The sequence below is a fragment of the Achromobacter sp. FW305-C-30-7 genome, assembly GCF_058783105.1.
Window position 1 is genome coordinate 14,338 of the sequence record NZ_JBYSYI010000003.1, and the last position, 24,825, is coordinate 39,162.

The following is a 24,825-nucleotide window of genomic DNA, read 5'->3' on the forward strand; positions in this document are numbered from 1 at the left end:
AATTCAGCGACCGCAAGATTTTGTCTTGTTTTGGTTTCGTTTCGTGACGAGTCGTATCGTTCGGCCGCAACGCTGACAAGGCAGCGGAGAACCTGCAAGCGCCCGCGCAACGCTGCGCCGGAAGGGGCCGATGTTACCGAAAAAATAGTGGCACATCAGTTTTCAGGCGCGGCAAAATTGGTTACGTAATACCTGGAAACGCGCCAAACCGGCTCACGGAAGACAAACTGTAACGTGCTACGATCCGCGCGTTCTGCGCCCCGGGGCGCCTTGGCGATCAGGCATCGCGGGGCTGCGCGGCGCCCAAACCACTGGATATTGCACACCCATGATGCTCGCGCGATTGCTGCTTCAGTTCCGTTCCACAGTGGCCGCACTGGCCGGCGCAGGCGCGCTGGCACTGGGCCTCGCCGCCGCGCCCGCCGCGCCCGCAGCGCATGCCGATACGCTGTACGGCGCCGTGGCCACCGACGAAGCGCACGCCAAGCTGTATTGGGTCATGCCCGAAACCTCCACCAAGGAAGCGCAGGACGCCGCGCTGGCCAAGTGCAACAAAGCTGGCGGCAAGGGTTGCAAGAGCGTCACCTCGTTTTCGGACAGCTGCGTGGCGTTCTCGCGCAATTCGCGCAATGACCTTTTCTGGGGCACCAGCGTGTCGTCGGAAGTTGCCGCGAAGAAGGCGATCCGCACCTGCACCAACGACAGCGCCGACGGCAAGTGCAAGCTTGCCGTCATGCCCTTGTGCGCCGGTCCCGGCTACAGCGAAGCCGAACTGAAGGCGCCCGACACCGCCACGCCCGCCCAGCTCGAAGCCCTGTCGGCCAAGCTGGATTCGCGTGGCTACTGGGGCTCGGTGGCCGAGAAGGAGTCGGGCCAACTGACCTACGCCGACGGCTATCCGAGCGAGAAGGAAGCGGTCGACGCCTTGCTCAAGTGGGAAGACTGCGTCGGCTGCCGCACGGTGCTCACCTACACCGATACCTGCGTCGGCATGGCCTGGGGCAAGGGCAGCGAGGGCCGCGGCACCAGCTTCACCGCGAAGAACCCGGACCCCGTGGCCGCGCGCAACGAAGCGCGCGCCACTTGCAACGCCAAGAGCGGCGGCCTGACCTGCGTGGCCTTCGTGCGCTGCTCGGGGCGCGCATATATCAGCGGGTACAAGGGCGAGGACGAGAAGGCCAACTGAGGGAGGCCTTCTGGCGACTCTCGGGCGTGGATTGCGCCTGTAGCATGGCCTGCTGTCGCGTAATGCGGGCCTTATGTAATTACGCCTCAACAGGCAAAGACAGGTGGTTCAGGCGAGGGACACGGCGCTACACTGCAAGCTCCGGGGTCTCTCGCCACCGATGGAGTTTTTCATGAAAAAGTCCATACACCCCTGTACCGCGACGCTTCTTTCCCTGTTCTGCCTGTGCGCCGCCGCACAGACCGTCACTCCGCTCAAAGGGCAGTCGCCCCAAACCACCCAGCAAGACATCAGCGCATGCCAGGCTCTAGCAGGTAGCGGCGCCAGCGCCAGCACGGACGATCCTAAATCCGGCGGGCGCGTCCGTGGCGCAGCAGCCGGCGCGGCAGCGGGTGCGGCGGTAGCCGGCGCGCGAGGCAATCAGCACGAGGAGGTCTACGATCGGATGAGCGATGACGCCAAGCAGCAATACCGGCAGAACCAGGCCAAGGACGCGGCGGCGGCAGGGATGGTCGTGGGCGGTTCGCGGCAACGCCAGGACCGCCGTCAGGATCGAGCTGAAGCGTCGCAGCAGAATTCGGCAGCCGCCTCCACGTATAGCACTTGCATGCAGCAGCGCGGGTATCAAGTGGCGCCGTGATCCGCGAGGGTTGCAGGGCTGACCGATGAACGGCGCGGGGCGGCTTTGAGTTGCGATTGAGAATAGATCTCAGTACAATTCGGCCACTTTCAAACGACCTGCGCCGCATGAGCCGCAACCCTTTGCTGGCGTCCAACACGACGCCCGCATCCGCCGACGACACGAACGGGAACGCCAGCGCGATCGCCAAAGCCTACGCGCGCTGGCGGCTGCCGCTCATGCGTGGCCTGGCCCGGTTCAAGGGCAGCATTGGCAGCGCCGAAGATGCGCTGCACGATGGGGTCGTCAAATGGGTGGCGGCCAGTCCCGCGTTGGACTCCACGGATGAGCAGGGCGCCTACTTGCGCAGGACGGTGTTGAACGGCGTGGCCGACGAGTTCCGCGAACGCAAGGCGGGTCGGCGGCTGCAGACGGTGTCGTTCGACGAGGCCGAAGTGGGCGTGCAGGCGCTGGCGGCGGGCGATGCCTCATGTCCCATGCGCGCGGCGGCGCATCAACAGCGTCTGGAGCGGCTGGGCGCTGCCTTGCAGGAACTCCCCGAGCGCCAGCGCGAAGCCTTTGTGCTGAGCCGTTTCGATGGGCTGACCCAGGACGAAGTCGCCGCCCGCATGCAGATTTCGCGGCGCATGGTGGTCAAGCATCTGGCGCGCGCCATCGCCTACTGCGAGGTCCGGGTGCACTATGCTACGGTTGCGCAAATGCAGCAATTGCATCGGCCCGTCGGCGATGACGCCGGCCTGGACAATAACAACAATAGCGACTCCGCCTCGTCATGACCGATACGTCTTCCTCAGCCTCGCCGGATAGGCTCGCCTTGCATGAGGCGGCCGCCGAGTGGCTGGTGCGTCGCCAGGACGCCAGCTGGTCGGACGCGGATGAGCAGGAACTGCATGCCTGGCTTGCCGCCCGTCCCGCGCATCGGCAGGCGTATTCGCGGGTGTCGCGAACCTGGCAGGACTTGTCGCAGGCGCCGCGGCCTGCGCTGGCCTCCGACGGGCAGGCCACCGCAAGTCCAACCAGATCCTCGCCGCGAAAAGCGCCGGGAAATGCGTCCGGCCGCCGAGCCGTCCAGCCAGAATTCTGGGGGGCGTTGCTGGGGCAACCCGTCTTCTCGAAGGCTTTCGCCGCCGCCTGTGCGGCGCTGGTCGTGGGCGGCGGCTACGGCTGGTATCGCTGGGACAACACGCCCGGCTATGTGCTGAGCGTGAGCACGGCGGCGGGAGAGGTGCGTCAGCTGGACCTGCCCGACGGCTCCCATGTCGCGCTGAATTTCGGCAGCACGCTCGAGGTCCGCTACTATCCGCGGCGCCGCGAACTGGTGCTGAACCAGGGCGAAGGGTTCTTTGACGTGGCGCCGGACACAGGCCGGCCATTTACCGTCGATGCGCGCCAGAGCCGGATCACCGTGGTGGGCACGGCCTTCAATGTGCGCAACACGCCCGATGAAGTCATCGTCAAGGTGTCGCACGGCCGTGTGCGGGTGCAGCCCGATCGCGGCAAGGCTGGGTCGGAGTTGTCGCTGGGCGCGGAGCAAGGCGTGACCGTGGATGCGCGAAACGCCACCTATCAGGCGGTGGCCGCGGTGCCGGACGGCGTCGGCGGATGGCGCAATGGCCGTCTGGTGTACCGGCGCACGCCCTTGGGCGAGGTGGCCCAGGAAGTCGCGCAGTACCTGGGCAAGCCGGTTGCGCTGGCCAGCCCGGGCCTGAAATCCCTGCCCGTCTCGGGCTTCGCCGCGACCAACGCGCCCGCCGCATTCCTGGAAGCCTTGCCGGATTTGCTGCCGGTGCAGGTCAAGCGCGCGCCTGACGGCGGCTATCTCATCCTGGACCGCTGAGCGTCCGGAAATCTAGCTGAAAATTATTTTTGTTTATATGCGGTGCGCGGGTTCCCAATCCCGTCCCGGAATCCGTTTACTCCCGCAAGGCCGGTAGCGGCCAACAACAATGGGAGTGGGAATGGGACGGGGATTGTTGAAAGACGCGCTTGCTGGCGGCGCGTTGACGGCGGGCATGCAGCTCAGGGCCATGCCGGTGATGGTGGCGTGCGCGCTTGCCGTTCTGGCGTCGCCCGTCGCAGTGCAGGCGCAGCAGGCGCAGGCGGATTTCAGCATTCCGGCGCAGCCGCTGGAGCATGCCTTGAGACTGTTCTCCGAGCAATCCCGGCATCAGGTGCTGTTCGACGAGGCGGTGGTGGCGGGCAAGCGCGCCCCTGCGGTCAATGGCCGCTACACGCCGCGGGAAGCGCTCGACCAACTGCTGGCCGGCACGAATGTGCGCGTCAATAGCGCCAGGCCGAACGTGTACACCTTGACGGTGGTCGGGCAATCCTCGTCCGACGCGGTGATGCTGCAATCGGTGACGGTCACCGGCAGCGGCATGGGTGGTCCGACCACCGAAGGAACCGGCTCGTACACCAGCGATGCCATCACGATCAGCAAGATGACGCAGTCGGTCAGGGAGACGCCGCAGTCGGTCAGCGTGCTCACGCGCCAGTTGCTCACCGATAAAAACCTGACCACGCTGGACGAGGCGCTGGCGCAGACGACTGGCGTAACGAAGTCCGCAAGAAACTTTGGCAACCACAAGTTCTCGATACGCGGGTTCACGGTAGACGACAACAACTACCTGGTCGACGGCGTGGCTGGCGTGGTCTACGCCCCGGTGGGCTGGCTGCCCATCGATACCGCCGTTTTCGACCGGGTGGAAGTGTTGCGCGGCGCGGCGGGCTTGATGCTGGGCTCGGCAGATCCCAGCGGCGCGATCAACATGGTGCGCAAGCGTCCGCGCGGCGAAGGCCATTTCGAGGGATTCACGACGGTGGGTTCCTGGGATAACTACCGCATGGAACTCGACGGCGGCGGCCCGCTTAACGAGTCCGGCACGGTGCGCGGCCGCCTGGTCACCGCCTATCAGGACCGCCATTACTTCTACGACGGCACCAAGTCGAAATCGCCCCTGGTCTACGGCGTGATCGACGCCGATCTCGGGAGCGACACGACGCTGACGCTCGGCGCCCGCCACCAAGCCACCGACACGGATGGCTACTGGATTTTCGGCTTGCCGCGTTATACCGACGGCGGCGCGCTGGACGTTTCGCGTTCGACTTCGTTGCTCCAGGACTGGAACCGGCAGAAGGGCCAGGTGAATGAAGTGTTCGCCGAAGCCGAGCACCGGTTCAACCAGGACTGGAAGGCGCGCCTGTCGCTCAACCATACCGAGGTCGACCTGGATCAACGCGTGGCCATTCCGATCGGCGGCGTGGATCGGGCGACCGGCGTGGGCTCGCGCTTCTACACCATCTATTTCAACAATGCGCGCGTCAAGAACGATGGCATGGACCTGAACACCACGGGCAGTTTCCGGGCGTTGGGCGGCACGCACCAGATCCTGCTCGGCACCAGCTGGTCGCGCCAGCGCGTCAACCAGAAGACGGCGAATCTGGACACAGATACGCCCATCAACGTGTACGATCCTGACCATTCCTCCATCCCCGAACCGACGCGTCCGGCCTGGGACAGCAAGGAAACGTCGCGTCTGGAGCAGACCAGCGTGTACGGCAGCATGCGGTTGCAACTGGCGGACCCGCTGCACTTGCTGCTGGGCGGCAAGTTCAGCTGGCTGAAGTACCGGTCCAACGATGGGCTGACGGGCAGGATGACCCGGGACTATGAGCAGAAGCATGAATTTACGCCCTACGCCGGACTGGTCTATGACCTGGACCAGCAATGGTCCGTCTACACCAGCTATGCGGACACCTACCAGCCGCAGAGCACCTACGTAACGTCTTCGGGCAAGCCGCTGGACCCGTCGATCGGCGCCAACTACGAGGCGGGCGTGAAGGGCGAACTCTACGACGGACGCCTGAACGTGTCCGCGGCGGTGTTCGCTGTGAAGAAGTCCGGCATTGCGGTGGAAGACATGGCGGCCACGGGCAGCTGCCCGGGCTCGCTGGCTTCGCCCAATTGCTATCGCAACGGCGGCACGTTGCGCAGCAAGGGCTTTGAATTGGAAGCCAGCGGCGAACTGTCGCCGGGCTGGCAGGTAATGGCCGGCTACACCTACGTCACCAGCCGCGACGACGAGGGCGGGACGATCAGCGCGGAGACTCCGCGCCATCTGTTCCGCCTGTCCACCACGTACCAACTGCCGGGCCGCTGGAATGCCTTCAGCGTCGGCGGCGGCGTGTCGGCGCAAAGCGGCTACTCATACGATGCCTACGACGACGAGTCGGTGCGGATGGGCGCGCCCGGCCGCGCCGTATGGGATCTGCGCGCGGGCTATCGCATCAACAAGCATTGGTCCGCCAGCCTGAACGTGGCGAACGCGTTCGACAAGGACTATTACGGCATGGTCAGCCAGATCCGTCGCGGCAACCATTATGGCGAACCTCGCAACGTGATGCTGACCTTGCGGGGTACGCTGTGACCGGCCATGCGCGGGCCGGTGATTGCAGCGGCCAGCGGGCGTCGGCGTGAAGGGGGGATTCCGCCAGAGCATGTCCTGGCTGCACACCTGGTGCGGCCTGACCTGTGGCTGGCTGCTGTGCGCGATTTTCCTGACCGGCACGCTCAGCGTGTTCCGGGAGCCCATCACGCGCTGGATGGAAGCGGGGCCGCCGCCGGCTCCCGCCGCCGGGGCCGCCGACGCGCGACAGTGGCTGGCGCGGGCTACGCAGGAGCTGTCATCCCGGGCAGCGGCGGCTTCCGCCTGGGATATCTCTTTGCCGGCTCAGCCAGGCTGGTCCGTGCAGCTGTCCTGGCGCACGGGCGATGGCGTTCGTCATGAGGTCTGGCTGGACTCGCGGACGGGCGCGGTGCAGCCTGCGCCCCAGGTGCGCGAGACGGAGGGCGGCCGGCATTTCATGTCCTTCCACTACACCCTGCACGGCGGCCTCCCGGGCTACTGGCTGGTGGGCTGGATATCCATGTGCATGCTGGTCGCACTGGTCTCCGGCGTGGTGGTGCACAAGCGCATCTTCAAGGACTTTTTCACCTTCCGGCCGGGCAAGGGACTGCGCAGCTGGCTCGACGCGCACAATGCCACGGCGGTGCTCACGCTGCCGTTCCTGTTCATGATCGGCTACACCGGGCTGGCATTCTTCTACACCAGCTACATGCCTTGGCCGCTGCATGCGGCATATGGCGGTGACGCCGGCGCCTATCGCCGCTACCAGGCGGAGCTTGCGCCCACCCCGCCTGCGCCTCGCATCGCAGGGCAGGGCGTTGGCGCAGTTCCGGATCTCTACCTCTTGTTGTCGAGGGCACGCGAGCTGACGGGACAGGACGCGGCGCGGATCACCATCGATCATCCGGGCGACGCGCGCAGCGTCGTCTTGGTGTCCGGCCGCAAGCCCTTGGCCGGCGCGGCGCCGCGCCTGCTCACCGAGAGCAGCCGGGTCGCATTCGATGCGGACAGCGGTGCGGTCTTGCAGTTGGTGCCCGCCTATCACGAGGAGCTGGCGGCGAAGCAGGTCCACGAAACGATCGAAGCGCTGCACAAGGCGGACTTCGGCGGATGGACCATCAAGTGGCTGTATTTCTTCAGCGGCCTGATGGGCACCGCCATGATCGCCATCGGTACGCTGCTGTTTTCCATCAAGCGGCGCAAGAAGAGCGAGCACGAGTTCGGCGCGGCCACGGCGCGGGTCTACCGCTGCGTCGAGGCCTTGAACGTTGCGGCGCTGGCGGGCATTGCTTTGGCTAGCATTGCATACTTTTATGGCAACCGGCTGATCCCGGCGGCTTGGCCGGACCGCAGCGCCTGGGAGATCCGCTTCTTCTTTGCCGTGTGGGCGGCCACCTTGGTCCACGCCTTCTGGCGCGCGCCGCGCCTGGCCTGGATCGAGCAACTGGCCGCGGCGGCCGTGCTCTGCCTGGGGTTGCCGATATTGAACTGGGCTACGACGGGCCGTCATTTGTGGACTTATGCCGCCAGCGGAGAGCAACTGCCGGCGGCAGTGGAACTCACCGCGCTCGCATCCGGCCTGCTGCTGGCATACATGGTCCGCGCGTTGCGGCGGCACTGGAAGGATGCGCCGGCAGGTGTCGCGCAGCCGTCACGAAAGGCGCAGGCCGCCAGCGGCGCCGCCGCGGCGCATCGATGGGGGATCGTCAGCCGCGTGCTGGCGGCAGCCGCAGGCGGCTATCTGCTGTCCGCCCTGGCCATGTCGGCGCTGGCGCTGACGTGGCCGGCCGTGGCTGGCGCATCGCCGGCCGTCGGCGTGCTGGCTGCAACGCTTTTGAGCTTTGTCGTGTACACCGCGATCGGGGTGGGCGTGTTCGGCGCCCGTAGCGCGGGACGAGCGTGGACGCTGATCGCCGTGGCTTGCCTGATGTCTGGTGTGGTCGTGCTCGGTCTGCGCGCATAGAGACGAATGGCTCTATCCGCAACCCGGAAGGGGGAGAGGTCAGGAATCGTTTCCTGTCCCTCTCAATCGCGCCTGCATCAGCTCGAGCAGCCCGCGCACCCGCGCGGTGGCTGAATGCCGGTGGCTATAAGCCCCCAGCAATTGCAGCGGAGCCGGCCGCAGGTCCAGCGGCACTTCTACCAGGCGGCCTGCTGCAAGGTCTTCCTGGCAGCCAAAGGCCGCCAGTATGGCGAAGCCTATGCCTTGCCGCGCGCCAGCGCCCGCGAGTTCGCCGCTATTGACGCGATAGCGGCTGCGGACCGGCACCTTGATGATCGCGCCGGCGGCGTCGACAAATTGCCAGGGCTGGCCTTTTAGCGCGTTCAGCGTGGTGATGCAAGGCAGCGACTTGAGTTCCCGCGCGTGGCGCGGCGTGCCGGTCTTGGCCAGCAAGCCAGGCGCGGCGACGACGACGCTGGGCAGGGTGGCCAATTCGCGGGTGATGAAGGCGCTGTCGTCCTGGCGGCCCCGATGGAAAACGATGGCGAGATCCACGTCTTCCTCCCGCAGCGCCTCCAGGCCGTTCATGCGCGTGTCGCATTCCAGTTCCACGCCGGGGTGCAGGCTGCAGAATTCGGCCAGGATGGGAGCCAAGAGTCTTGGAGCTTCGCCGGGCATGCACATCTTCAGGGGGCCGCGCAGCTCGCGTTGCGCCGCACCCAGTTCTTCCTCGGTGGCGAGCAGGACGTCGAGCAAGGGCTTGGCGCGTTCGTACAGCAGCCTGCCGGCCTCGGTCATGCGCAGATGGCGGGTGCTGCGTTCCAGCAGGCGCACGCCCAGCTTGCGTTCCAGGGAGGCGACGTGGCGGCTGACGTTGGACGAAGGCAAGGCCAGCAGCCGGGCTGCGCCGGCGAAGCTCTGTTCGTCGACGACCGCGGCATAGACGCGGACGGTGTTCAGGTCCAGGGCGTCGCGCATGATTATCCCATTTGAGGTATTAAACCGCCCCATTTTTACACGCTAGTTCTCTTCAGTGGCGAAACCTAAGATGTTGTCATCGTTTGACGTGCCGCCGCCGGTGGTGCGTGCGGGCGGTCTTTACTGGAGCGCTGCAGCGTGGAAATCGGAATGTTGGGGGGCGGCATTGCGGGCTTGAGCGTGGCGCTGGCTTTGCGCAAGCAGGGGCACAAGCCGCGGGTCTACGAGCGCCGGGCAGGGCCGGCGACCATGGGGGCTGGCGTGACGCTCTGGCCCAATGCCGGCTTTGTGTTGGAGGAACTGGGGTTGCTGCAGGACATCGCGGCGGTGGGCGGGCGGCCGGTTGCGATGCGCCGCCAGGATGCCGCAGGCAATCCCTTGGGCGGCCTTGATATCGCGTTGCTGGATCGGATAATGGGATATCCCAGCCACACGATACTGCGCCGGGACCTGCTGGCAGTGCTGTTGGACCACGTGTCGCGCGCCGGCATTCCGGTGGAATATGGGCATCGGGCGCTGGCGATCCATCTGGGCGACGATGGCCGGGCCGTGGCGCGGTTCGAGAATGGCCTGAGTATCCGTCCGGACCTGCTCATCGGCGCCGATGGCCGCATGGATTCGGTGGCTCGCCGATTCGTTGCGGGCGATAGCAAGCCGGTGTATCAGGGCTTCGTGAACTGGATAGGCGTGGCGCAGGCGGACAGCGCGCTGGTCGATGAAATCGCCATCCAGGACTCTTGGGGCGCGGGCGAGCGCTTCGGCGCCGTGGCGGTGCGGCCGGGGCTGGTCTATTGGGCGGGGGCGCAGGCGCGGCCCTTGCTCGCGGCGGCTTCTGCCGCCGACCTGCGCCAGGAGGTCGAGACCTTGTTCGGCGGCTGGCCCGAGCCTGTCGGCCGCATCATCCGCGCAACGCCGGCGCACGCCATCCACCTGATCGCCGTGCATGATCTGGAGCCCCTGAAAACCTGGAGCCGGGCCAATGTGCTGCTGGTGGGCGATGCGGCGCATGCGCCCTTGCCGACATCGGGGCAGGGCGCGTGCCAGGCGCTGGAGGATGCCTGGCATCTGGCCCGATGCCTGGACGGCGCGGACCCGGGGCTGGATGCAGCCCTGCGGGACTTTGCCCAGATACGCGTTCCCAAGACCACGCAGTTGATCGAACAGGCGCGGGGGGTTGCGCGCGGCCTGTTCGCCACCGATCCCGCAACCTGCCGCATGCGGGACGAGCGCGCCAAGGCGTCCGATCCCGTGCGCGACGCGCAAGCCCTGGCGCGAGGATGGGCTCAAGACTTGCCGATGCCCGGCGGTTTGGATGTATCGGTGGAAGAGGAAATGGGCTTCGGCAGCCTGTATCGCGTCTGAAGGGGACCGCGGGCACGCGGCTTGCTGAGTGTCATGTCCGGTTGGACTGGAACACCACCATGCCGAGCACCCGCATTTTCAAACGGCAGTCACCCGGTAAGCGATCGGACCGCGCCGAAGGTATTGCTCGAGCTTCAGCCGGCCATGCCGCAGCCGGCCGCGCCAAAGCCGGCAGTGCCAAAGTCGGCAGTGGCAAAGCCCGCCGAGCCGTAGCCCGCCGCGCCTCAGCCGGCCGCACCTCAGCCGGCCGCACCAATCCAATATCCCGCTTTTTCGATCATTTCGCCGCCCATGTGACAAGGTGGGCGGGGTCGCCGATCGCGTTCGGGCTGGCGCTCATCACGGTGATCATCTGGGGCGCGTCCGGGCCGGCCTTTGCCTATTCTGAAGTCTGGCAGTTGGTGATCAATACGGGGACGACCATTGTGACCTTCCTGATGGTTTTCCTTATCCAGCAAAGCCAGAACAAGGACAGCGAGGCGCTGCATCTGAAATTGGATGAACTGCTGATCGCGCTCAAGGGCGCGGACGAACGACTGGTCGACGCCGAGCGCCTGGACGAAGACAAGCTGCTGGCCCTGGCCGCCGCCTGCACGGCGCGCGCCAGGAAGGAACGACGCCAGCGCATGCATAGCCGGAGAAAGCCATGACCGAAACCAAACCGATGGTGCGCAAGGGGCAATACGCAGGCCCGCTTACGCGCGAGGAGTTCCGCTTGCGCTTCATGCGGCGCTTCTACGATCCCGCCTTCCTGGTTGAGCGCGAGGCGCTGGAACGCCTGGAAGCGATCGCCTGGAACGCCTACGAAGAGGGCCGCAAGTCGCCCGTCACCGTCAAGGCCGGGGCGGGCTACGCTGATCCCGACTACGACTTGTCGGTCGAATGGAAGGAAACGCGCGACCGGCTGGAGCGCGCCGCCGTGGCGCAGCGGGATCCGGGCGCGGCATCGCGAGTCCTGGTCGTCGTAGGCGCCGCGCGCAATGACGGCACCTGTCCGGGCGAAGTCTCCAAGAGCTGGCGGCTGGCGGGCATCGTCCTGAGCGAATTGCAGACGGCTGGCATGCAGACCGACATGCTGGACCTCAGCCGCCTGACGTCCGAGTACCAATACCAGATCCATCCCTGCAAAGGCTGCGTGTCGACCGCTATGCCTTTATGCCATTGGCCGTGCAGCTGTTACCCGAACCACTCGCTGGGGCAGGACAACGACGCCATGGCCGGCATCTATGAGCAGTGGGTCGCGGCCCACGGCGTGATCCTGATTGCGCCCACCTACTGGTATCAATCGCCCAGCCCCTTGAAGCTGATGATAGACAGGCTGGTCTGCGCGGATGGCGGCAATCCCGATCCCACGCTGACCGGCGGCAAGGATCCGCTGAAGGCCAAGCAGGTCGAATTGGCCGGCTGGCCGTACCCCAAGCATCTGGCCGGCCGCGCCTACGGCCTGGTGGTGCATGGGGACGTGGCCGGGATCGAATCGCAGCGGCGCGGGCTGGCCGACTGGCTGGACTGGATGGGGCTGATCGACGCGGGCGCGGCTTCGCGGCTGGACCGCTACATCAGCTACTACCGCCCGTACGCCACCAGCCACGACGATCTGGACCAGGATCTGGCGGTACAGCAGGAAGTGCGCAATGTGGCTCGGGCCATGGCCAATTTCCTGCCGCGCTTGCGCCGTGGCGAATTCGCGGCGCAGGACCAGGGCATACGCAATCCCCGGCCCAAGTAAACCGCAGTAGCATGAAAGCAGGATTCGACAGGAGGCCCCATGGAAAACGCCAAATGGGATTTCGAGCTTGAGCGTCCGATCGAGGACCAGGGCAGTTGGAGCATAGGATACGTGCTGGTGCCACCGCTCGCAGGTGCGCCGCAAGAGCGGATAGCCATCGAGGAACGTTTCGTTTCGGCCCAGGTGGCCATCGATGAGGCGACACGGCTGGCCCAGATCCACGTCGCGGATCTGAATGGCGACACGGCGGCGTTCGAAAAACCGACGGATACGGAAGTGCCGTTCGGCAAGAATCCGCGCTTCTGAAGCCTCTTGCGCTGGCTTGGTGGCATGGCGCTTGCTGATTCCCGGCTGCGGCGGATTTCGCCGCACTTCCTGATAGGTGCTGCGATGCCCCAGATCCAATTCGAGTTGGCCTTGCATCCGATAACGATGGCGTCCGTGCCGCCACCCGGGACTGCGGCCCATCGTCCGCCGCCGGTGAACCCGGACGATGCCAGCGACAGCGCTCAGGGCGACGAAGTGCCAGACGAGGACATCGAGCCCGCCGACACGACGTCCGAGGACAACGCCGCCGAAGGCTCGGCTGACCGATAGCCTCGAGACCCGGACTGCGCGCCCGCGCAAAGCCGGCGCGCAGGAGCGGCAGCAAGTCGCGAGGGCGCATGCCCGGGCCAAGGCAACGAGGCATCGAGGCCTCGGCAGGCGCTGCCGCGTCTAAAATGGCGCTCCGATCATTTCAAGGCGCCCATGGCGCCGCCTGCCCAGGTTCCCCATGCAAGAAAACACGTCCGCCGCGCCGTCGGCATCCGGAACGCCGCAACGCCAGAGATTCGAGTCGCTCACGCAGACGCTGGAGGCGCAGCGCGCCCGCCTGCGCCGGTGGCAGACCGTACAGCCGGAATACCAGAAGAAGTACGAGGACGCGCTGGCGCCGCTGGAGACGGACGAGGTCGAACTGAAGGCCAGGCTGGTGGCCTGCTTTGACCATGCCTGCAAACAGAAGGAACTGACCAAGGCGGAACGCGCCCTGGCGTCCGAGATCGCGGCGCAGCTGGCAGAGGAGACGCTCGACGCCATCGTGCTGGACGGCACGCCGGCGGAATGCGACGTGGAGAGGTTGAAGGCCCTGTATCTCAAGCATGGCGGCTCGGACTACGACGCCGGGCTGGAGGACGATGAGGACGGGGAAGCAGACGAAGCGGCGCTGCCGGGAGTCGCACCGTCTCCCGAGGCGCTCGCGGAAATCGAGGCGCTGGTGGCTGCCGGCCCCGATCGGCTGGCCGACATCGGTGAGGACCGCTACGCGCAGTACAACCAGGCGCTGGAAGCGCAGCTCGCCATCCTGGCCGGCGACATCGCGGCCGAGGAAGATGGCTTCAAAGCCCGGTACCACTTCGATCCCGCGCAATCCATCGACCCGGCGGACCTGATGGAAGACCTGGACGCGGAGATCGCCGACGCCCAGGAATACATAGGCGAACTCGAATTCGAACTATCGCAGTTCGCGGACATGCAGCAGGTCAAGGCCTGGCTCAAGGCCATGAAGCAGCAGCTCGCCGCCACGCGTCGCCGCGAAGGGCGCGGCTAAAGTAAGGATCAGGCCGCCGGACGCCGCGCGACGGGCACCACCTTCATGACAGGCGCCGCGCTCTTGCCCGCATCGGCGCGCGGCCGGATCATCATCGGGAAGAAGCGCCACAGGTATAGCCCGAACGCCAGCGCCCAGGCCGTCGCCGAGGCATGTAGCAAGCCGATGGTGGCGGCGGTCGGGAGCAGGGCGGCCAGGCGCAGCAACGCCGCCAATATCATCAGCGCATAGCTCAAGACCATGCTGCGGTCAGTCTGCAGCGGCCGCCCCAGGTGGCCGAGCGCGGTGCGCGTGACCATGCCCAGGATCAACACCGAGAAACCGGCCACGCCGATCACGTGCGCGGGCCAGGCCGGCCGCAGCACATAGCCGGCCAGTTGCGCCGCGCCCACCAAGAGGCCTATGCCCAGGCCGCCATAACCCGCGTACAGGATCCATAGCAGCGGCACCTTTCGCACCGCCCAGGGCTTCCACGATATCCATTGCGCCAGGGCGATCAGTCCGGTGGCGGCCAGCGCCAGCGCGGCCGCCTGCGGCTGGCCCGCCAGCAGGCAGGCGATGGCGACTATGCCGGTACCCAACTGCCAATGGCCGCTGCGGGTGTGGGGCGGAATGTCCAGCCCGGCCACCGCGCGCTTGGCGAAGAAGGGGATGACGCGGCGCGCGATCAGCAGCGTCAGCACCGCCATGCACAGCAGGCCGGCATTGAAGTAGCGCATCAGCGCGAAGTAGTCGCCCTGGACCGAGGCCCAGAGATAGAGCGCGTTGGTCGCGGCCAGGCCCAGCAGCAGAAAGGGAATGCCGTAATTGCGCTGGTTGCGCGTGACGGCAACGGCGCGGCCCAGCGCGCCCGCGGCCCACAGGAAGAACAGCAGGTCCGCCGCAGCGGCCACCACGAAGGCCGTGCGTCCGGGCACGAGATAGCCCGCGCGCGCCACGATCCAGACCGCGCACAGCGCCGCCAGGGGCGTGCCCCGCAAGGGGTTCTTGCCGGTCCAGTTGGCGCCCGCCGTCAGCAGGAATCCCACGGCGATGGTGGCGACGAAGCCCCACAACATCTCGTGCGCATGCCAGAACATGCCATTCAACACGCCCGTCAGGCGGGCAGGGGCATGCACCCACAACAGCACGGACGCCAGCGCCCAGAAACAGCCGGCCAGGTACAGCGGCCGGAAGCCCATTTCCGTGAAGGAGCGCCATTGGGGGCGCGGACGGGGCGGTGCAGCGGCGGGTTCTTCGATGCTAAGCAGCGTGCTCATGAGGTCTGTGCGGTGCCGTTTCGGCATGCGTTTAAAGGTGTATTTGAAATACATATTAATGCGTCCAACGCGTCGCCGCCAGCGCGGCGGCTTGATCCAGCGCAAGCCGGGCCGGCAAGAAAGGGGTGACTAGTCACATCGGCAAGGGGCTTCTGGTCGGCTGGCGAATGGTCCGCAAGGCTCGCGATGCCTAGGCTAGCCACATGTCTTCGTGAGTAAAGCGAGAGTAACCATGGCAGCAAGTCATTCCTCGGCAGGCGCGCCGATGCGGGTCCTGATTTCAAGCACATTCGCCTTCACCATCTGTTTCGCGGTGTGGATGATCTTCGCGGTGCTGGGCATACCCATCAAGCAGCAGTTGGGCCTGTCCGAAACCGAGTTCGGCCTGCTGGCCGCCATGCCGGTGCTGACCGGTTCGCTGGTGCGGGTGCCGCTGGGCATCTGGACCGACCGTTACGGCGGCCGGCCGGTGTTCTTCATCCTGATGCTGTTGGCCGTGGTGCCGATCTGGCTGCTGTCCTATGCCACCGAGTATTGGCAGTTCCTGGTACTGGCGCTGTTCGTCGGCCTGACGGGCGGTTCGTTCTCGGTCGGTACGCCCTATGTGGCGCGCTGGTTCCCGCGCAATAAGCAGGGGCTGGCGATGGGCGTGTTCGGCGCGGGCAATTCGGGCTCGGCCATCACCAAGTTCGTGGCCCCGGCGTTGATCGCGGCGGCGGGTGGCGCCTGGGTCATCGTGCCCCAGGTCTATGCCGTGGCGCTGTTGGTCACCGCGATTCTGTTCTGGCTGTTCTCTGCTTCCGACCCGGCGCACCGCGTCAAGAGCGGCGCCAGCCTGTCGGCCCAGATGGCCATGCTGAAGGATCCCCGCGTCTGGCGCTATTGCCAGTACTACTCGGTGGTGTTCGGCGGCTACGTGGCGCTGGCGCTGTGGATGACCAAGTACTACATCGGCGAATACGGCTTCGACATGAAGCTGGCGGCGCTGTTGGCGGCTTGCTTCTCACTGCCTGGCGGCGTGCTGCGGGCCCTCGGCGGCTGGATCTCCGACCGCTACGGCGCCTACAAGACCACCTGGTGGGTGATGTGGGTGTGCTGGGTGGCGTTCTTCCTGCTGAGCTATCCGCAAACGGAATTCACCGTCGCGACCGCCAACGGCCCGCGCAGCTTCGGCATCGCGCTGGGACCGGTCGCCTTCACCGTGCTGCTGTTCGTGGTCGGCATCGCCATGGCCATCGGCAAGGCCTCGGTCTTCAAGTTCATCTCGGACGAGTTCGGCGAAAACATCGGCGCGGTTTCCGGCATCGTCGGCCTGGCCGGCGGCCTGGGCGGCTTCGTGCTGCCGATCATGTTCGGCATCCTGCTGGACCTGACGGGCGTGCGCTCCAGCGCCTTCATGCTGCTGTACGGCACCGTCTGCGTCTCCCTCATCTTCATGCACTTCAGTTTCCGGCCGGAAAGCGCGGCCGTCGCCCGGCAACACGCTGCCGCTCCTTCCACCACCTCCTGAGAGTATCCCTATGTCTTCCACTCAAGTCCTTGCGCGCTGGGAGCCGGATAATCCCGGCTTCTGGAAGCAGACCGGCGCCCGCGTCGCCAACCGCAATCTCTGGATCTCGATTCCTGCGCTGATGCTGGCGTTTAGCATCTGGATGCTCTGGAGCGTGGTGGTGGTCAACCTGGACCGCGCCGGTTTCATGCTGTCCAAGAACCAGATGTTCTGGCTGACGGCGCTGCCGGCGCTGTCGGGCGCGACCCTGCGCATCTTCTACTCCTTCCTGGTGCCAGTCTTCGGCGGGCGCAAGTGGACGGCCATTTCCACCGCCTCACTGCTGATTCCGGCGCTGGGCATGGGCTTCGCCCTGCGCGACCCGACCACCACCTTTCCGACCCTGCTGATCCTGGCGCTGCTGTGCGGCCTGGGCGGCGGCAACTTCAGCTCCAGCATGGCCAACATCAGCTTCTTCTTTCCCAAGGAGAAGAAGGGCCTGGCCACCGGGCTGAACGCCGGCATCGGCAACCTGGGCGTATCCCTGGTGCAGTTCGTGGTGCCGGTGGTGATTTCCATTGGCGTGTTCGGCGTGGCGGGCGGCGAGCCCCAGGTCATCACCGCCAATGGCGCGCAGCAGAACCTGTGGCTGCAGAACGCCGGTTTCATCTGGGTGATCCCCATCGCGCTGGCGTCCATCGCGGCCTGGTTCGGCATGAACGACATCGCCGACGCCCGCGCCTCGTTCGCGGACCAGGCCGTCATCTTCAAGCGCAAGCACAACTGGCTGATGTGCTGGCTGTACGTGGGCACCTTCGGCTCGTTCATCGGCTTTTCGGCAGGCTTCGCCATGCTGACCAAGACGCTGTTCCCGCAGGTCGATCCCATGGCCTATGCCTTCCTCGGCCCGCTGCTGGGCTCGCTGACGCGGCCGTTCGGCGGCTGGGTGTCGGACAAGCTGGGCGGCGCGCGGGTCACGCTGTTCACCTTCGCGGCCATGATCGCGGCGGTGCTGGGCGTGGTGACGTTCCTGCCGGTGGCGGGACAGGCCGGGAATTTCACCGGCTTCCTGACCATGTTCATCGTCTTGTTCGCGCTGACCGGCGTGGGCAATGGCTCGACCTTCCGCATGATTCCCGTGATCTTCCTGCGCGAACGCACGCAGGCGGCCGAGGGCAAGGGCGCCGCGGCGCAGAAGCAGGCCCAGGCGGACGCCGCCAAGGAATCGGCCGCGGTACTGGGCTTCTCGGGCGCGATCGGCGCGTACGGCGGCTTTTTCATCCCGCGCAGCTTCGGCACCTCGCTGGAGATGACGGGCAGCGTGCAGGCCGCCCTCTATTGCTTCATCGGCTTCTACGCCACCTGCATGGTCATCACCTGGTGGTACTACGCCCGCCGCAATGCGCCGGTGCCTTGCTAGCGCAAAACGGACGCGGTCGGAGTGACTAGTCATTCTGCCGCGCCCGGCCTGTGCCACCGGCGAATGGTCCGGCGGGCGGGCCGCGCCCACAATGGATTCAACAGCATTGATCGCAGTACGCGCCGGCCGGACCGGCGCTCTTGGAGAATAGAGAATGAGCCATTTCCTGGACCGCTTGAAGTTCATGTCGCGGGTAAAGTCCACCTTCGCGGACGGTCACGGCGTAACGGTCAACGAGGACCGCAAGTGGGAAAACGCCTACCGCGCCCGCTGGCAGCACGACAAGGTGGTGCGTTCGACGCACGGCGTCAACTGCACCGGCTCCTGCTCGTGGAAGGTCTACGTCAAGAACGGCCTGATCACCTGGGAAACCCAGCAGACCGACTACCCGCGCACGCGGCCCGACCTGCCCAACCATGAACCCCGCGGCTGTCCGCGAGGCGCTTCGTACAGCTGGTACGTGTATTCGGCGCAGCGCGTGAAGTACCCGATGATCCGCGGCCGCCTCATGGAAATGTGGCGCGAGGCCCGCAAGACCATGGACCCGATCGCGGCCTGGGAATGGATCAGCCAGGATCCGACGCGCGCCAAGCGCTACAAGGCGGTGCGCGGCCTGGGCGGCTTCGTGCGCGCCGACTGGGACACGGCGATGGAGATCATCGCCGCCGCCAATGCGCTGACGATCAAGAAGTTCGGCCCCGACCGCGTGATCGGCTTTTCGCCGATCCCGGCCATGTCCATGGTCAGCTATGCCGCCGGCGCGCGCTACCTCAGCCTGCTGGGCGGCGCCTGCCTGAGCTTCTACGACTGGTACTGCGACTTGCCGCCCGCCAGCCCGCAGATCTGGGGCGAACAGACCGACGTGCCCGAATCGGCCGACTGGTACAACTCGACCTACCTGATGGTGTGGGGCTCCAACGTGCCCCAGACCCGCACGCCGGACGCGCACTTCTACACCGAGGTCCGCTATAAGGGCACCAAGACCGTGGCCGTGTCCAGCGACTTCGGCGAAATGGTCAAGTTCGGCGACATCTGGCTGGCGCCCAAGCAGGGCACCGATGCCGCGCTGGCCATGGCCATGGGCCATGTGATCCTGAAGGAATTCCACCTGTCGGGCGCTTCGGACTACTTCCGCGACTACGTGCGGCGCTACACCGACATGCCCATGCTGGTGCTGCTGCAGGAGCGCGACGGCTTTTATGCGCCCGACCACTTCCTGCGCGCCTCGCATCTGGACGGCGCCCTGGGCGAGCAGAACAACCCCGATTGGAAGACGCTGGTGCTGGACGCCAAGAGCGGCGACCTGGTTGCGCCCAATGGCAGCATCGGCTTTCGCTGGGGCGAGGGCGCGGTCAACGGCGGCGAAAAGGTCGGCCGTTGGAACCTGGAGTCCAAGGACGGCGGCAGCGGCCGCGAGATCGAACCCACGCTCAGCCTGCTGGACCAGTCCGACGCCGTGATCGGCGTGGGCTTCCCGTACTTCGGCAGCGAGCATGGCGAACTGCAGGTGCGCAACGTGCCGGCGCGCCGCATCCGCCTGGCCGACGGCAGCGAGGCCCTGGTGGCCACGGTGTACGACCTGCAGATGGCCAACTATGGCCTGGATCGCGGCCTGGGCGGCGGCAACGTCGCCAGCTCCTATGACGACGACGTGCCGTACACCCCCGCCTGGCAGGAAAAGCACACCGGCGTGCCGCGCGCGCAGGTGATCCAGGTGGCGCGCGAGTTCGCGCAGAACGCCCACGACACCGAAGGCAAGTCCATGGTGATCGTCGGCGCCGGCCTGAACCACTGGTACCACATGGACATGATCTACCGCGGCATCATCAACATGCTGATGATGTGCGGCTGCGTCGGCAAGAGCGGCGGCGGCTGGGCGCACTACGTGGGCCAGGAAAAGCTGCGTCCGCAATTCGGCTGGGCGCCGCTGGCCTTTGCTTCGGACTGGGTCCGCCCGCCGCGCCAGATGAACGGCACCTCCTTCTTCTACGCGCACACCAGCCAGTGGCGCCACGAGAAGCTGAACGTCCAGGAAATCCTGGGACCGACGGCGGACCGCGGCCGTTACGGCGACCTCAGCATGATCGACCTGAACGCCCGCGCCGAGCGCATGGGCTGGCTGCCGTCGGCGCCGCAACTGCGCACCAACCCGCTGGACGTGGTGGCGCAAGCGGAAAGCCAGGGCAAGGATCCGGTGGCGTATGTCGCCGAACAACTCAAGTCGGGCGAATTGCGCATGTCTTGCGAGGACCCGGACGATCCGGCCAACTTCCCGCGCAATATGTTCGTGTGGCGCTCCAATATCCTCGGCTCCAGCGGCAAGGGGCACGAGTACTTCCTGAAGTACCTCCTGGGCACGCAGAACGCGGTCTTCGGCGACGAAGCCGATGCGATCAAGCCTACCGAGGTGACCTATCAGGAAGACGCTGCCGAAGGCAAGCTGGACCTGCTGACCGTGCTGGACTTTCGCATGAGCACCACCTGCCTGTACGGCGACATCGTGCTGCCCACGGCCACCTGGTACGAAAAGGATGACCTCAACACCTCGGACATGCACCCGTTCATCCATCCGCTGAGCGAAGCCGTGCAGCCCTTGTGGGAAAGCAAGACCGACTGGGAGATCTACAAGCTGTTGGCCAAGAAGTTCAGCGAAATCGGCGGCCCCTACCTGGGCAAGCGCCGCGACGTAGTGCTGACGCCGCTGATGCACGACACCCCGGGAGAGCTGGGCCAGGCTTTCGAGCCCAAGGACTGGAAACTGGGCGAATGCGATCTGGTGCCGGGCAAGACCGCGCCCAACATGACCGTGGTCGAACGCGACTACAACGACATCTACCGCAAGTTCACCTCGGTGGGACCGCTGCTGGACAAGCTGGGCAACGGCGGCAAGGGCATCAACTGGAACACCGAGCACGAAGTGCACGAGCTGGCCGGGATCAACGAGGCCGTGAGCGAGCCCGGCGTGAGCCAGGGCCGGCCCAAGCTGGACACCGCCATCGACGCGGCCGAGATGATCCTGACCTTCGCGCCCGAAACCAATGGCCACGTGTCGGTCAAGGCCTGGGAAGCCCTGGGCAAGATCACGGGGCGTGAGCACGCGCACCTGGCCATCGGCCGCGAGCACGACAAGATCCGCTTCCGCGACATCCAGGCGCAGCCGCGCAAGATCATTTCCGCGCCCACCTGGTCGGGCCTGGAAAGCGAAGAGGTCAGCTACAACGCCGGCTATACCAACGTGCATGAACTGATCCCATGGCGCACCCTGACGGGCCGCCAGCAGTTCTACCAGGACCATCGCTGGATGCTGGACTTCGGCGAAGGCTCCTGCGTGTACAAGCCGGCCATCGACACCAAGACGGTTGCGCCCATGCTGGGCCGCTACCCGAACGGCGAGAAGGAACTGGTCCTGAACTGGCTGACGCCGCACCAGAAGTGGGGCATCCACAGCACGTACTCGGACAACCTGCGCATGCTGACGCTGAGCCGCGGCGGTCCCCACGTGTGGATCTCGGAGGCCGAGGCCAAGCAGGCCGGGCTGGTCGACAACGACTGGGTCGAAGTCTTCAACGTCAACGGCACCCTGACTGCGCGGGTGGTGGTCAGCCAGCGCGTGCCGGTCGGCATGTGCCTGATGTACCACGCGCAGGAAAAGATCGTGAACGTGCCTGGCGCGGAAACCAGCGGCAAGCGCGGCGGCATCCATAACTCGGTCACGCGCACGGTGCTCAAGCCCACGCACATGATCGGCGGCTACGCCCAGCAGGCCTACGGCTTCAACTACTACGGCACGGTGGGCGCCAACCGCGACGAGTTCGTGGTGCTGCGCAAGATGAAGAAGGTGGACTGGCTGGAAGGTCCGCTGGTCGAAACGCAACAAGAAGAGAAGCAATCATGAGGATACGCGCCCAAATCGGCATGGTGCTGAACCTGGACAAGTGCATAGGCTGCCACACTTGCTCGGTCACCTGCAAGAACGTCTGGACCAGCCGCGACGGTGTCGAATACGCCTGGTTCAACAACGTGGAAACCAAGCCCGGCATCGGCTATCCCAAGGAATGGGAGAACCAGGAGAAGTGGAAGGGCGGCTGGAAGCGTACCGCCGCCGGCAAGCTGGAACCGCGCCAGGGCGGCAAGCTGCGCATCCTGGCCAACCTCTTCGCCAACCCGAACCTGCCGCAGATCGACGACTACTACGAGCCCTTCACCTTCGACTACGAACACCTGCAGAAGGCGCCGCTGTCGCAGACCCCGCCCACCGCGCGTCCGGTGTCGGTGCTGACCGGCAAGAAGATGGACAAGATCCATTGGGGCCCGAACTGGGAAGACGACCTGGGCGGCGAATTCAGCGCGCGCAGCCGCGACGCCTTGTTCGAGGGCGTGCAGAAGGAGATGTACTCGACCTTCGAGAACACCTTCATGATGTACCTGCCGCGCCTGTGCGAACATTGCCTGAACCCGGCCTGTGTCGCCAGCTGCCCGTCCGGTTCCATCTACAAGCGTGAAGACGACGGCATCGTGCTGGTCGACCAGGACAAGTGCCGCGGCTGGCGCATGTGCATCTCCGGCTGCCCGTACAAGAAGATCTACTACAACTGGAGCAGCGGCAAGGCCGAGAAGTGCACCTTCTGCTATCCGCGCATCGAGGCCGGCCAGCCGACCGTGTGCTCGGAAACCTGCGTGGGCCGCATTCGCTACCTGGGCGTGATGCTGTACGACGCCGACCAGATCGAACACGCCGCGTCCACCGCCAACGAGCAGGACCTGTACCAGTCGCAGCTCGACCTGTTCCTGGATCCGCATTCGCCCGAGGTGATCGCCGCCGCGCGCGAGCAGGGCATCCCCGAATCGTGGCTGGAAGCCGCCCGCAAGTCGCCGGTCTACAAGATGGCGATGGAGTGGCGCGTCGCCTTCCCGCTGCATCCGGAATACCGCACCTTGCCCATGGTCTGGTACATCCCGCCGCTGTCGCCCATCCAGACGGCCGCCGAGTCCGGCCAGATGCCGCAGCGCACGGTGGGCAAGAGCGCCATGATCCCGGACGTCTCCAGCCTGCGCATCCCGGTGCGCTACCTGGCCAACCTCTTGACGGCGGGCAAGGAAGCGCCGGTGGTGCAGGCGCTGGAACGCATGCTGGCCATGCGCGCCTACAAGCGCTCGGAAACCGTGCACGGCGAACGCGACACCGCCTTGCTGGAGCAGGTCGGCTTGTCCGAGGCGACCGTGCAGGACATGTACAAGATCATGGCCATCGCCGACTACGAGGACCGCTTCGTGGTGCCCAGCAGCCACAAGGAAGTGGTCGAGGACAGCTTCAACGAGAAGGGCAGCTGCGGCTTCACCTTCGGCAACGGCTGCTCGGGCGGGGTGTCGGAAGGCACTTTGTTCGGACGCAAGCCCCAGGGCAGCGAGATCTTCATCGAGATGCCGAAATCCCGCAAGAAGGCCGCCACGGCCTAGGAAAGGAGAATAACCATGAGTCTGTACCGCCTGCTTTCCGCCTTGCTGTGCTACCCCGAGCCCGAGCTGCTGGACGCGCTGGGCGAGGTCGAAGCCGCCTTGTCCGACTATCCCGACGCTGAGGAAACCCTGCAGCCGCTGGTGGCCTACCTGGCCACCAACGATCTCATCGCGCTGCAGGAAAACTACGTCGCCACCTTCGACCGCAACCGCTCGCACTCGCTGCACCTGTTCGAGCACGTGCACGGCGAAAGCCGCGACCGCGGCCAGGCCATGGTGGACTTGCTGGACACCTACCGCGAACACGGTTTCGAGCCGGTGGTGTCCGAGCTGCCGGACCATGTGCCGCTGTTCCTGGAATTCCTGGGCGTGATCGACCCCGCCCAGGCGCAGGACCTGCTCGACGAGGCGATCCACGTACTGGCCGCCATCGGCGCGCGCCTGGCCAAGGGCGAAAGCCCCTACGCCTGCATCTTCGCGGTGCTGCGCGCGCAGTCCCGCGTGATTCCGCGCGAACAGACCGAGGCGCCCGTGCGCGACATGGACGAGGCGATGGAGACCTTCGGCACCGGACCGGATGGCGTGGAACCGCTGCTGCGGCCGTTTTCGGGCGATGGCGCGCAGACCGTGCGCTTCTATCCCCGTGCGCCCGCGGCTCATTAATCTTCAGGACGACGCATCATGAACTCCCTGAATCAGTTTCTTTTCGGCATTTATCCCTACATCGCGCTGACCATCTTCCTGTTGGGCAGCCTGGTGCGCTTCGAGCGCGAGCAATACACCTGGAAGACGGACAGCTCGCAGCTGCTGCACCGCGGGCAACTGCGCCTGGGCAACATCCTGTTCCACGTCGGCATCCTGGGCCTGTTCTTCGGGCACCTGGCGGGCCTGCTGACGCCGGTGGTGGTGTGGGACACGCTGGGCGTGTCGCACACGCTCAAGCAGACCGTGGCCATGGTGGCCGGCGGCGTCATGGGCGGCCTGTGCCTGATCGGCCTGCTGATCCTGATCCATCGCCGCCTGAGCGATCCGCGCATCCGCGCCACCACGCGGCCGGGCGACAAGCTGCTGCTGCTGTGGATCCTGGTCACCTTGCTGCTGGGGCTGTCCACCATCGTGCTGTCGGCCGGCCACATGGACGGCGAGATGATGGTGCGCCTGATGACCTGGGCGCAGCACATCGTCACCTTCCAGGGCGACGCGGCCAGCCATATCGCCGACGTGCCGCTGCTGTTCAAGGCGCACCTGTTCATGGGCCTGACGCTGTTCGTGATCTTCCCGTTCACCCGCCTGGTCCACGTCTGGAGCGGCTTTGCCTCGGTGGGTTACCTGGGCCGCGCCTGGCAGCTGGTCCGCCCGCGCTGAT

General features: G+C 65.9%; 20 protein-coding genes. 18 read left to right on the plus strand and 2 right to left on the minus strand.

Annotated features, from left to right (window positions below; all coding sequences use genetic code 11):
* The first annotated feature begins 328 nt into the window (after positions 1-328).
* The 6 genes from AC3WOB_RS10795 (at position 329) to AC3WOB_RS10820 (ending at position 8,195) form a co-directional block, all read left to right on the plus strand.
* Positions 329-1,186 (plus strand): DUF4189 domain-containing protein, encoded by an 858-nt coding sequence (locus AC3WOB_RS10795; RefSeq protein WP_492274973.1) that lies wholly within the window; start codon positions 329-331, stop codon positions 1,184-1,186.
* Between the two features lie 172 nt (positions 1,187-1,358).
* A complete protein-coding gene (locus AC3WOB_RS10800) occupies positions 1,359-1,826 on the plus strand; it encodes a hypothetical protein (RefSeq protein ID WP_492274974.1) in 468 nt (155 codons plus the stop codon).
* 107 nt (positions 1,827-1,933) lie between these two features.
* The gene (locus AC3WOB_RS10805) at positions 1,934-2,602 is read left to right on the plus strand and encodes an RNA polymerase sigma factor (RefSeq protein WP_013393579.1); all 669 of its coding nucleotides are present in this window, start codon (positions 1,934-1,936) and stop codon (positions 2,600-2,602) included.
* A gap of 38 nt (positions 2,603-2,640) precedes the next feature.
* Positions 2,641-3,663 (plus strand): FecR family protein, encoded by a 1,023-nt coding sequence (locus tag AC3WOB_RS10810; protein ID WP_237710006.1) that lies wholly within the window; start codon positions 2,641-2,643, stop codon positions 3,661-3,663.
* Between the two features lie 136 nt (positions 3,664-3,799).
* Positions 3,800-6,253, plus strand: a complete 2,454-nt coding sequence (locus tag AC3WOB_RS10815) for a TonB-dependent siderophore receptor (RefSeq protein WP_237710007.1) — start codon at positions 3,800-3,802, stop codon at positions 6,251-6,253.
* A 70-nt stretch (positions 6,254-6,323) separates the two neighbouring features.
* Positions 6,324-8,195, plus strand: coding sequence for a PepSY-associated TM helix domain-containing protein (locus tag AC3WOB_RS10820; protein WP_492274975.1), 1,872 nt, complete (start codon positions 6,324-6,326; stop codon positions 8,193-8,195).
* 39 nt (positions 8,196-8,234) lie between these two features.
* Here AC3WOB_RS10820 and AC3WOB_RS10825 read toward each other — a convergent pair whose 3' ends face one another.
* Positions 8,235-9,152, minus strand: coding sequence for a LysR family transcriptional regulator (locus tag AC3WOB_RS10825; protein ID WP_492274976.1), 918 nt, complete (start codon positions 9,150-9,152; stop codon positions 8,235-8,237).
* Between the two features lie 138 nt (positions 9,153-9,290).
* On the opposite strand from AC3WOB_RS10825, the gene AC3WOB_RS10830 reads away from it, so the two are divergent.
* From AC3WOB_RS10830 to AC3WOB_RS10855, 6 genes are all read left to right on the plus strand, one after another.
* A complete protein-coding gene (locus AC3WOB_RS10830) occupies positions 9,291-10,514 on the plus strand; it encodes an FAD-dependent monooxygenase (protein ID WP_492274977.1) in 1,224 nt (407 codons plus the stop codon).
* Positions 10,515-10,573: 59 nt separating this feature from the next.
* Positions 10,574-11,164 carry a low affinity iron permease family protein gene (locus AC3WOB_RS10835; protein WP_492274978.1) on the plus strand — a complete coding sequence of 197 codons (591 nt, stop codon included), beginning with the start codon at positions 10,574-10,576 and terminating at the stop codon, positions 11,162-11,164.
* Positions 11,161-12,243 (plus strand): flavodoxin family protein, encoded by a 1,083-nt coding sequence (locus AC3WOB_RS10840; RefSeq protein WP_492274979.1) that lies wholly within the window; start codon positions 11,161-11,163, stop codon positions 12,241-12,243. The genes AC3WOB_RS10835 and AC3WOB_RS10840 overlap by 4 nt, the downstream gene beginning before the upstream one ends.
* A gap of 39 nt (positions 12,244-12,282) precedes the next feature.
* Entirely contained in the window at positions 12,283-12,549 is a 267-nt protein-coding gene (locus AC3WOB_RS10845) for a hypothetical protein (RefSeq protein ID WP_332014869.1), read from the plus strand.
* An 84-nt stretch (positions 12,550-12,633) separates the two neighbouring features.
* Positions 12,634-12,840, plus strand: coding sequence for a hypothetical protein (locus AC3WOB_RS10850; RefSeq protein ID WP_013393588.1), 207 nt, complete (start codon positions 12,634-12,636; stop codon positions 12,838-12,840).
* 178 nt (positions 12,841-13,018) lie between these two features.
* Positions 13,019-13,834 (plus strand): hypothetical protein, encoded by an 816-nt coding sequence (locus tag AC3WOB_RS10855; RefSeq protein ID WP_492274980.1) that lies wholly within the window; start codon positions 13,019-13,021, stop codon positions 13,832-13,834.
* A gap of 8 nt (positions 13,835-13,842) precedes the next feature.
* Here the strand turns inward: AC3WOB_RS10855 and AC3WOB_RS10860 are convergent, their stop codons facing one another.
* Positions 13,843-15,093 carry an NnrS family protein gene (locus AC3WOB_RS10860; RefSeq protein ID WP_492274981.1) on the minus strand — a complete coding sequence of 417 codons (1,251 nt, stop codon included), beginning with the start codon at positions 15,091-15,093 and terminating at the stop codon, positions 13,843-13,845.
* 232 nt (positions 15,094-15,325) lie between these two features.
* Between AC3WOB_RS10860 and AC3WOB_RS10865 the strand changes: the two genes are divergently transcribed.
* From AC3WOB_RS10865 to narI, 6 genes are all read left to right on the plus strand, one after another.
* On the plus strand, positions 15,326-16,603 hold the full coding sequence (locus tag AC3WOB_RS10865) for an MFS transporter (RefSeq protein ID WP_013393591.1): 1,278 nt from the start codon (positions 15,326-15,328) through the stop codon (positions 16,601-16,603).
* A 10-nt stretch (positions 16,604-16,613) separates the two neighbouring features.
* Positions 16,614-18,002: a NarK family nitrate/nitrite MFS transporter gene (locus AC3WOB_RS10870; RefSeq protein WP_424242985.1), complete on the plus strand. Its 1,389-nt coding sequence runs from the start codon at positions 16,614-16,616 to the stop codon at positions 18,000-18,002.
* Between the two features lie 154 nt (positions 18,003-18,156).
* On the plus strand, positions 18,157-21,897 hold the full coding sequence (locus tag AC3WOB_RS10875; RefSeq protein ID WP_492274982.1) for a nitrate reductase subunit alpha: 3,741 nt from the start codon (positions 18,157-18,159) through the stop codon (positions 21,895-21,897).
* A complete protein-coding gene (narH, locus tag AC3WOB_RS10880) occupies positions 21,894-23,459 on the plus strand; it encodes a nitrate reductase subunit beta (protein WP_332010986.1) in 1,566 nt (521 codons plus the stop codon). Before AC3WOB_RS10875 ends, narH begins: the two co-directional genes overlap by 4 nt.
* A gap of 15 nt (positions 23,460-23,474) precedes the next feature.
* Positions 23,475-24,122 carry a nitrate reductase molybdenum cofactor assembly chaperone gene (gene narJ / locus AC3WOB_RS10885; RefSeq protein WP_013393595.1) on the plus strand — a complete coding sequence of 216 codons (648 nt, stop codon included), beginning with the start codon at positions 23,475-23,477 and terminating at the stop codon, positions 24,120-24,122.
* An 18-nt stretch (positions 24,123-24,140) separates the two neighbouring features.
* Positions 24,141-24,824 (plus strand): respiratory nitrate reductase subunit gamma, encoded by a 684-nt coding sequence (narI, locus tag AC3WOB_RS10890; protein ID WP_013393596.1) that lies wholly within the window; start codon positions 24,141-24,143, stop codon positions 24,822-24,824.
* Position 24,825: the final 1 nt, after the last annotated feature.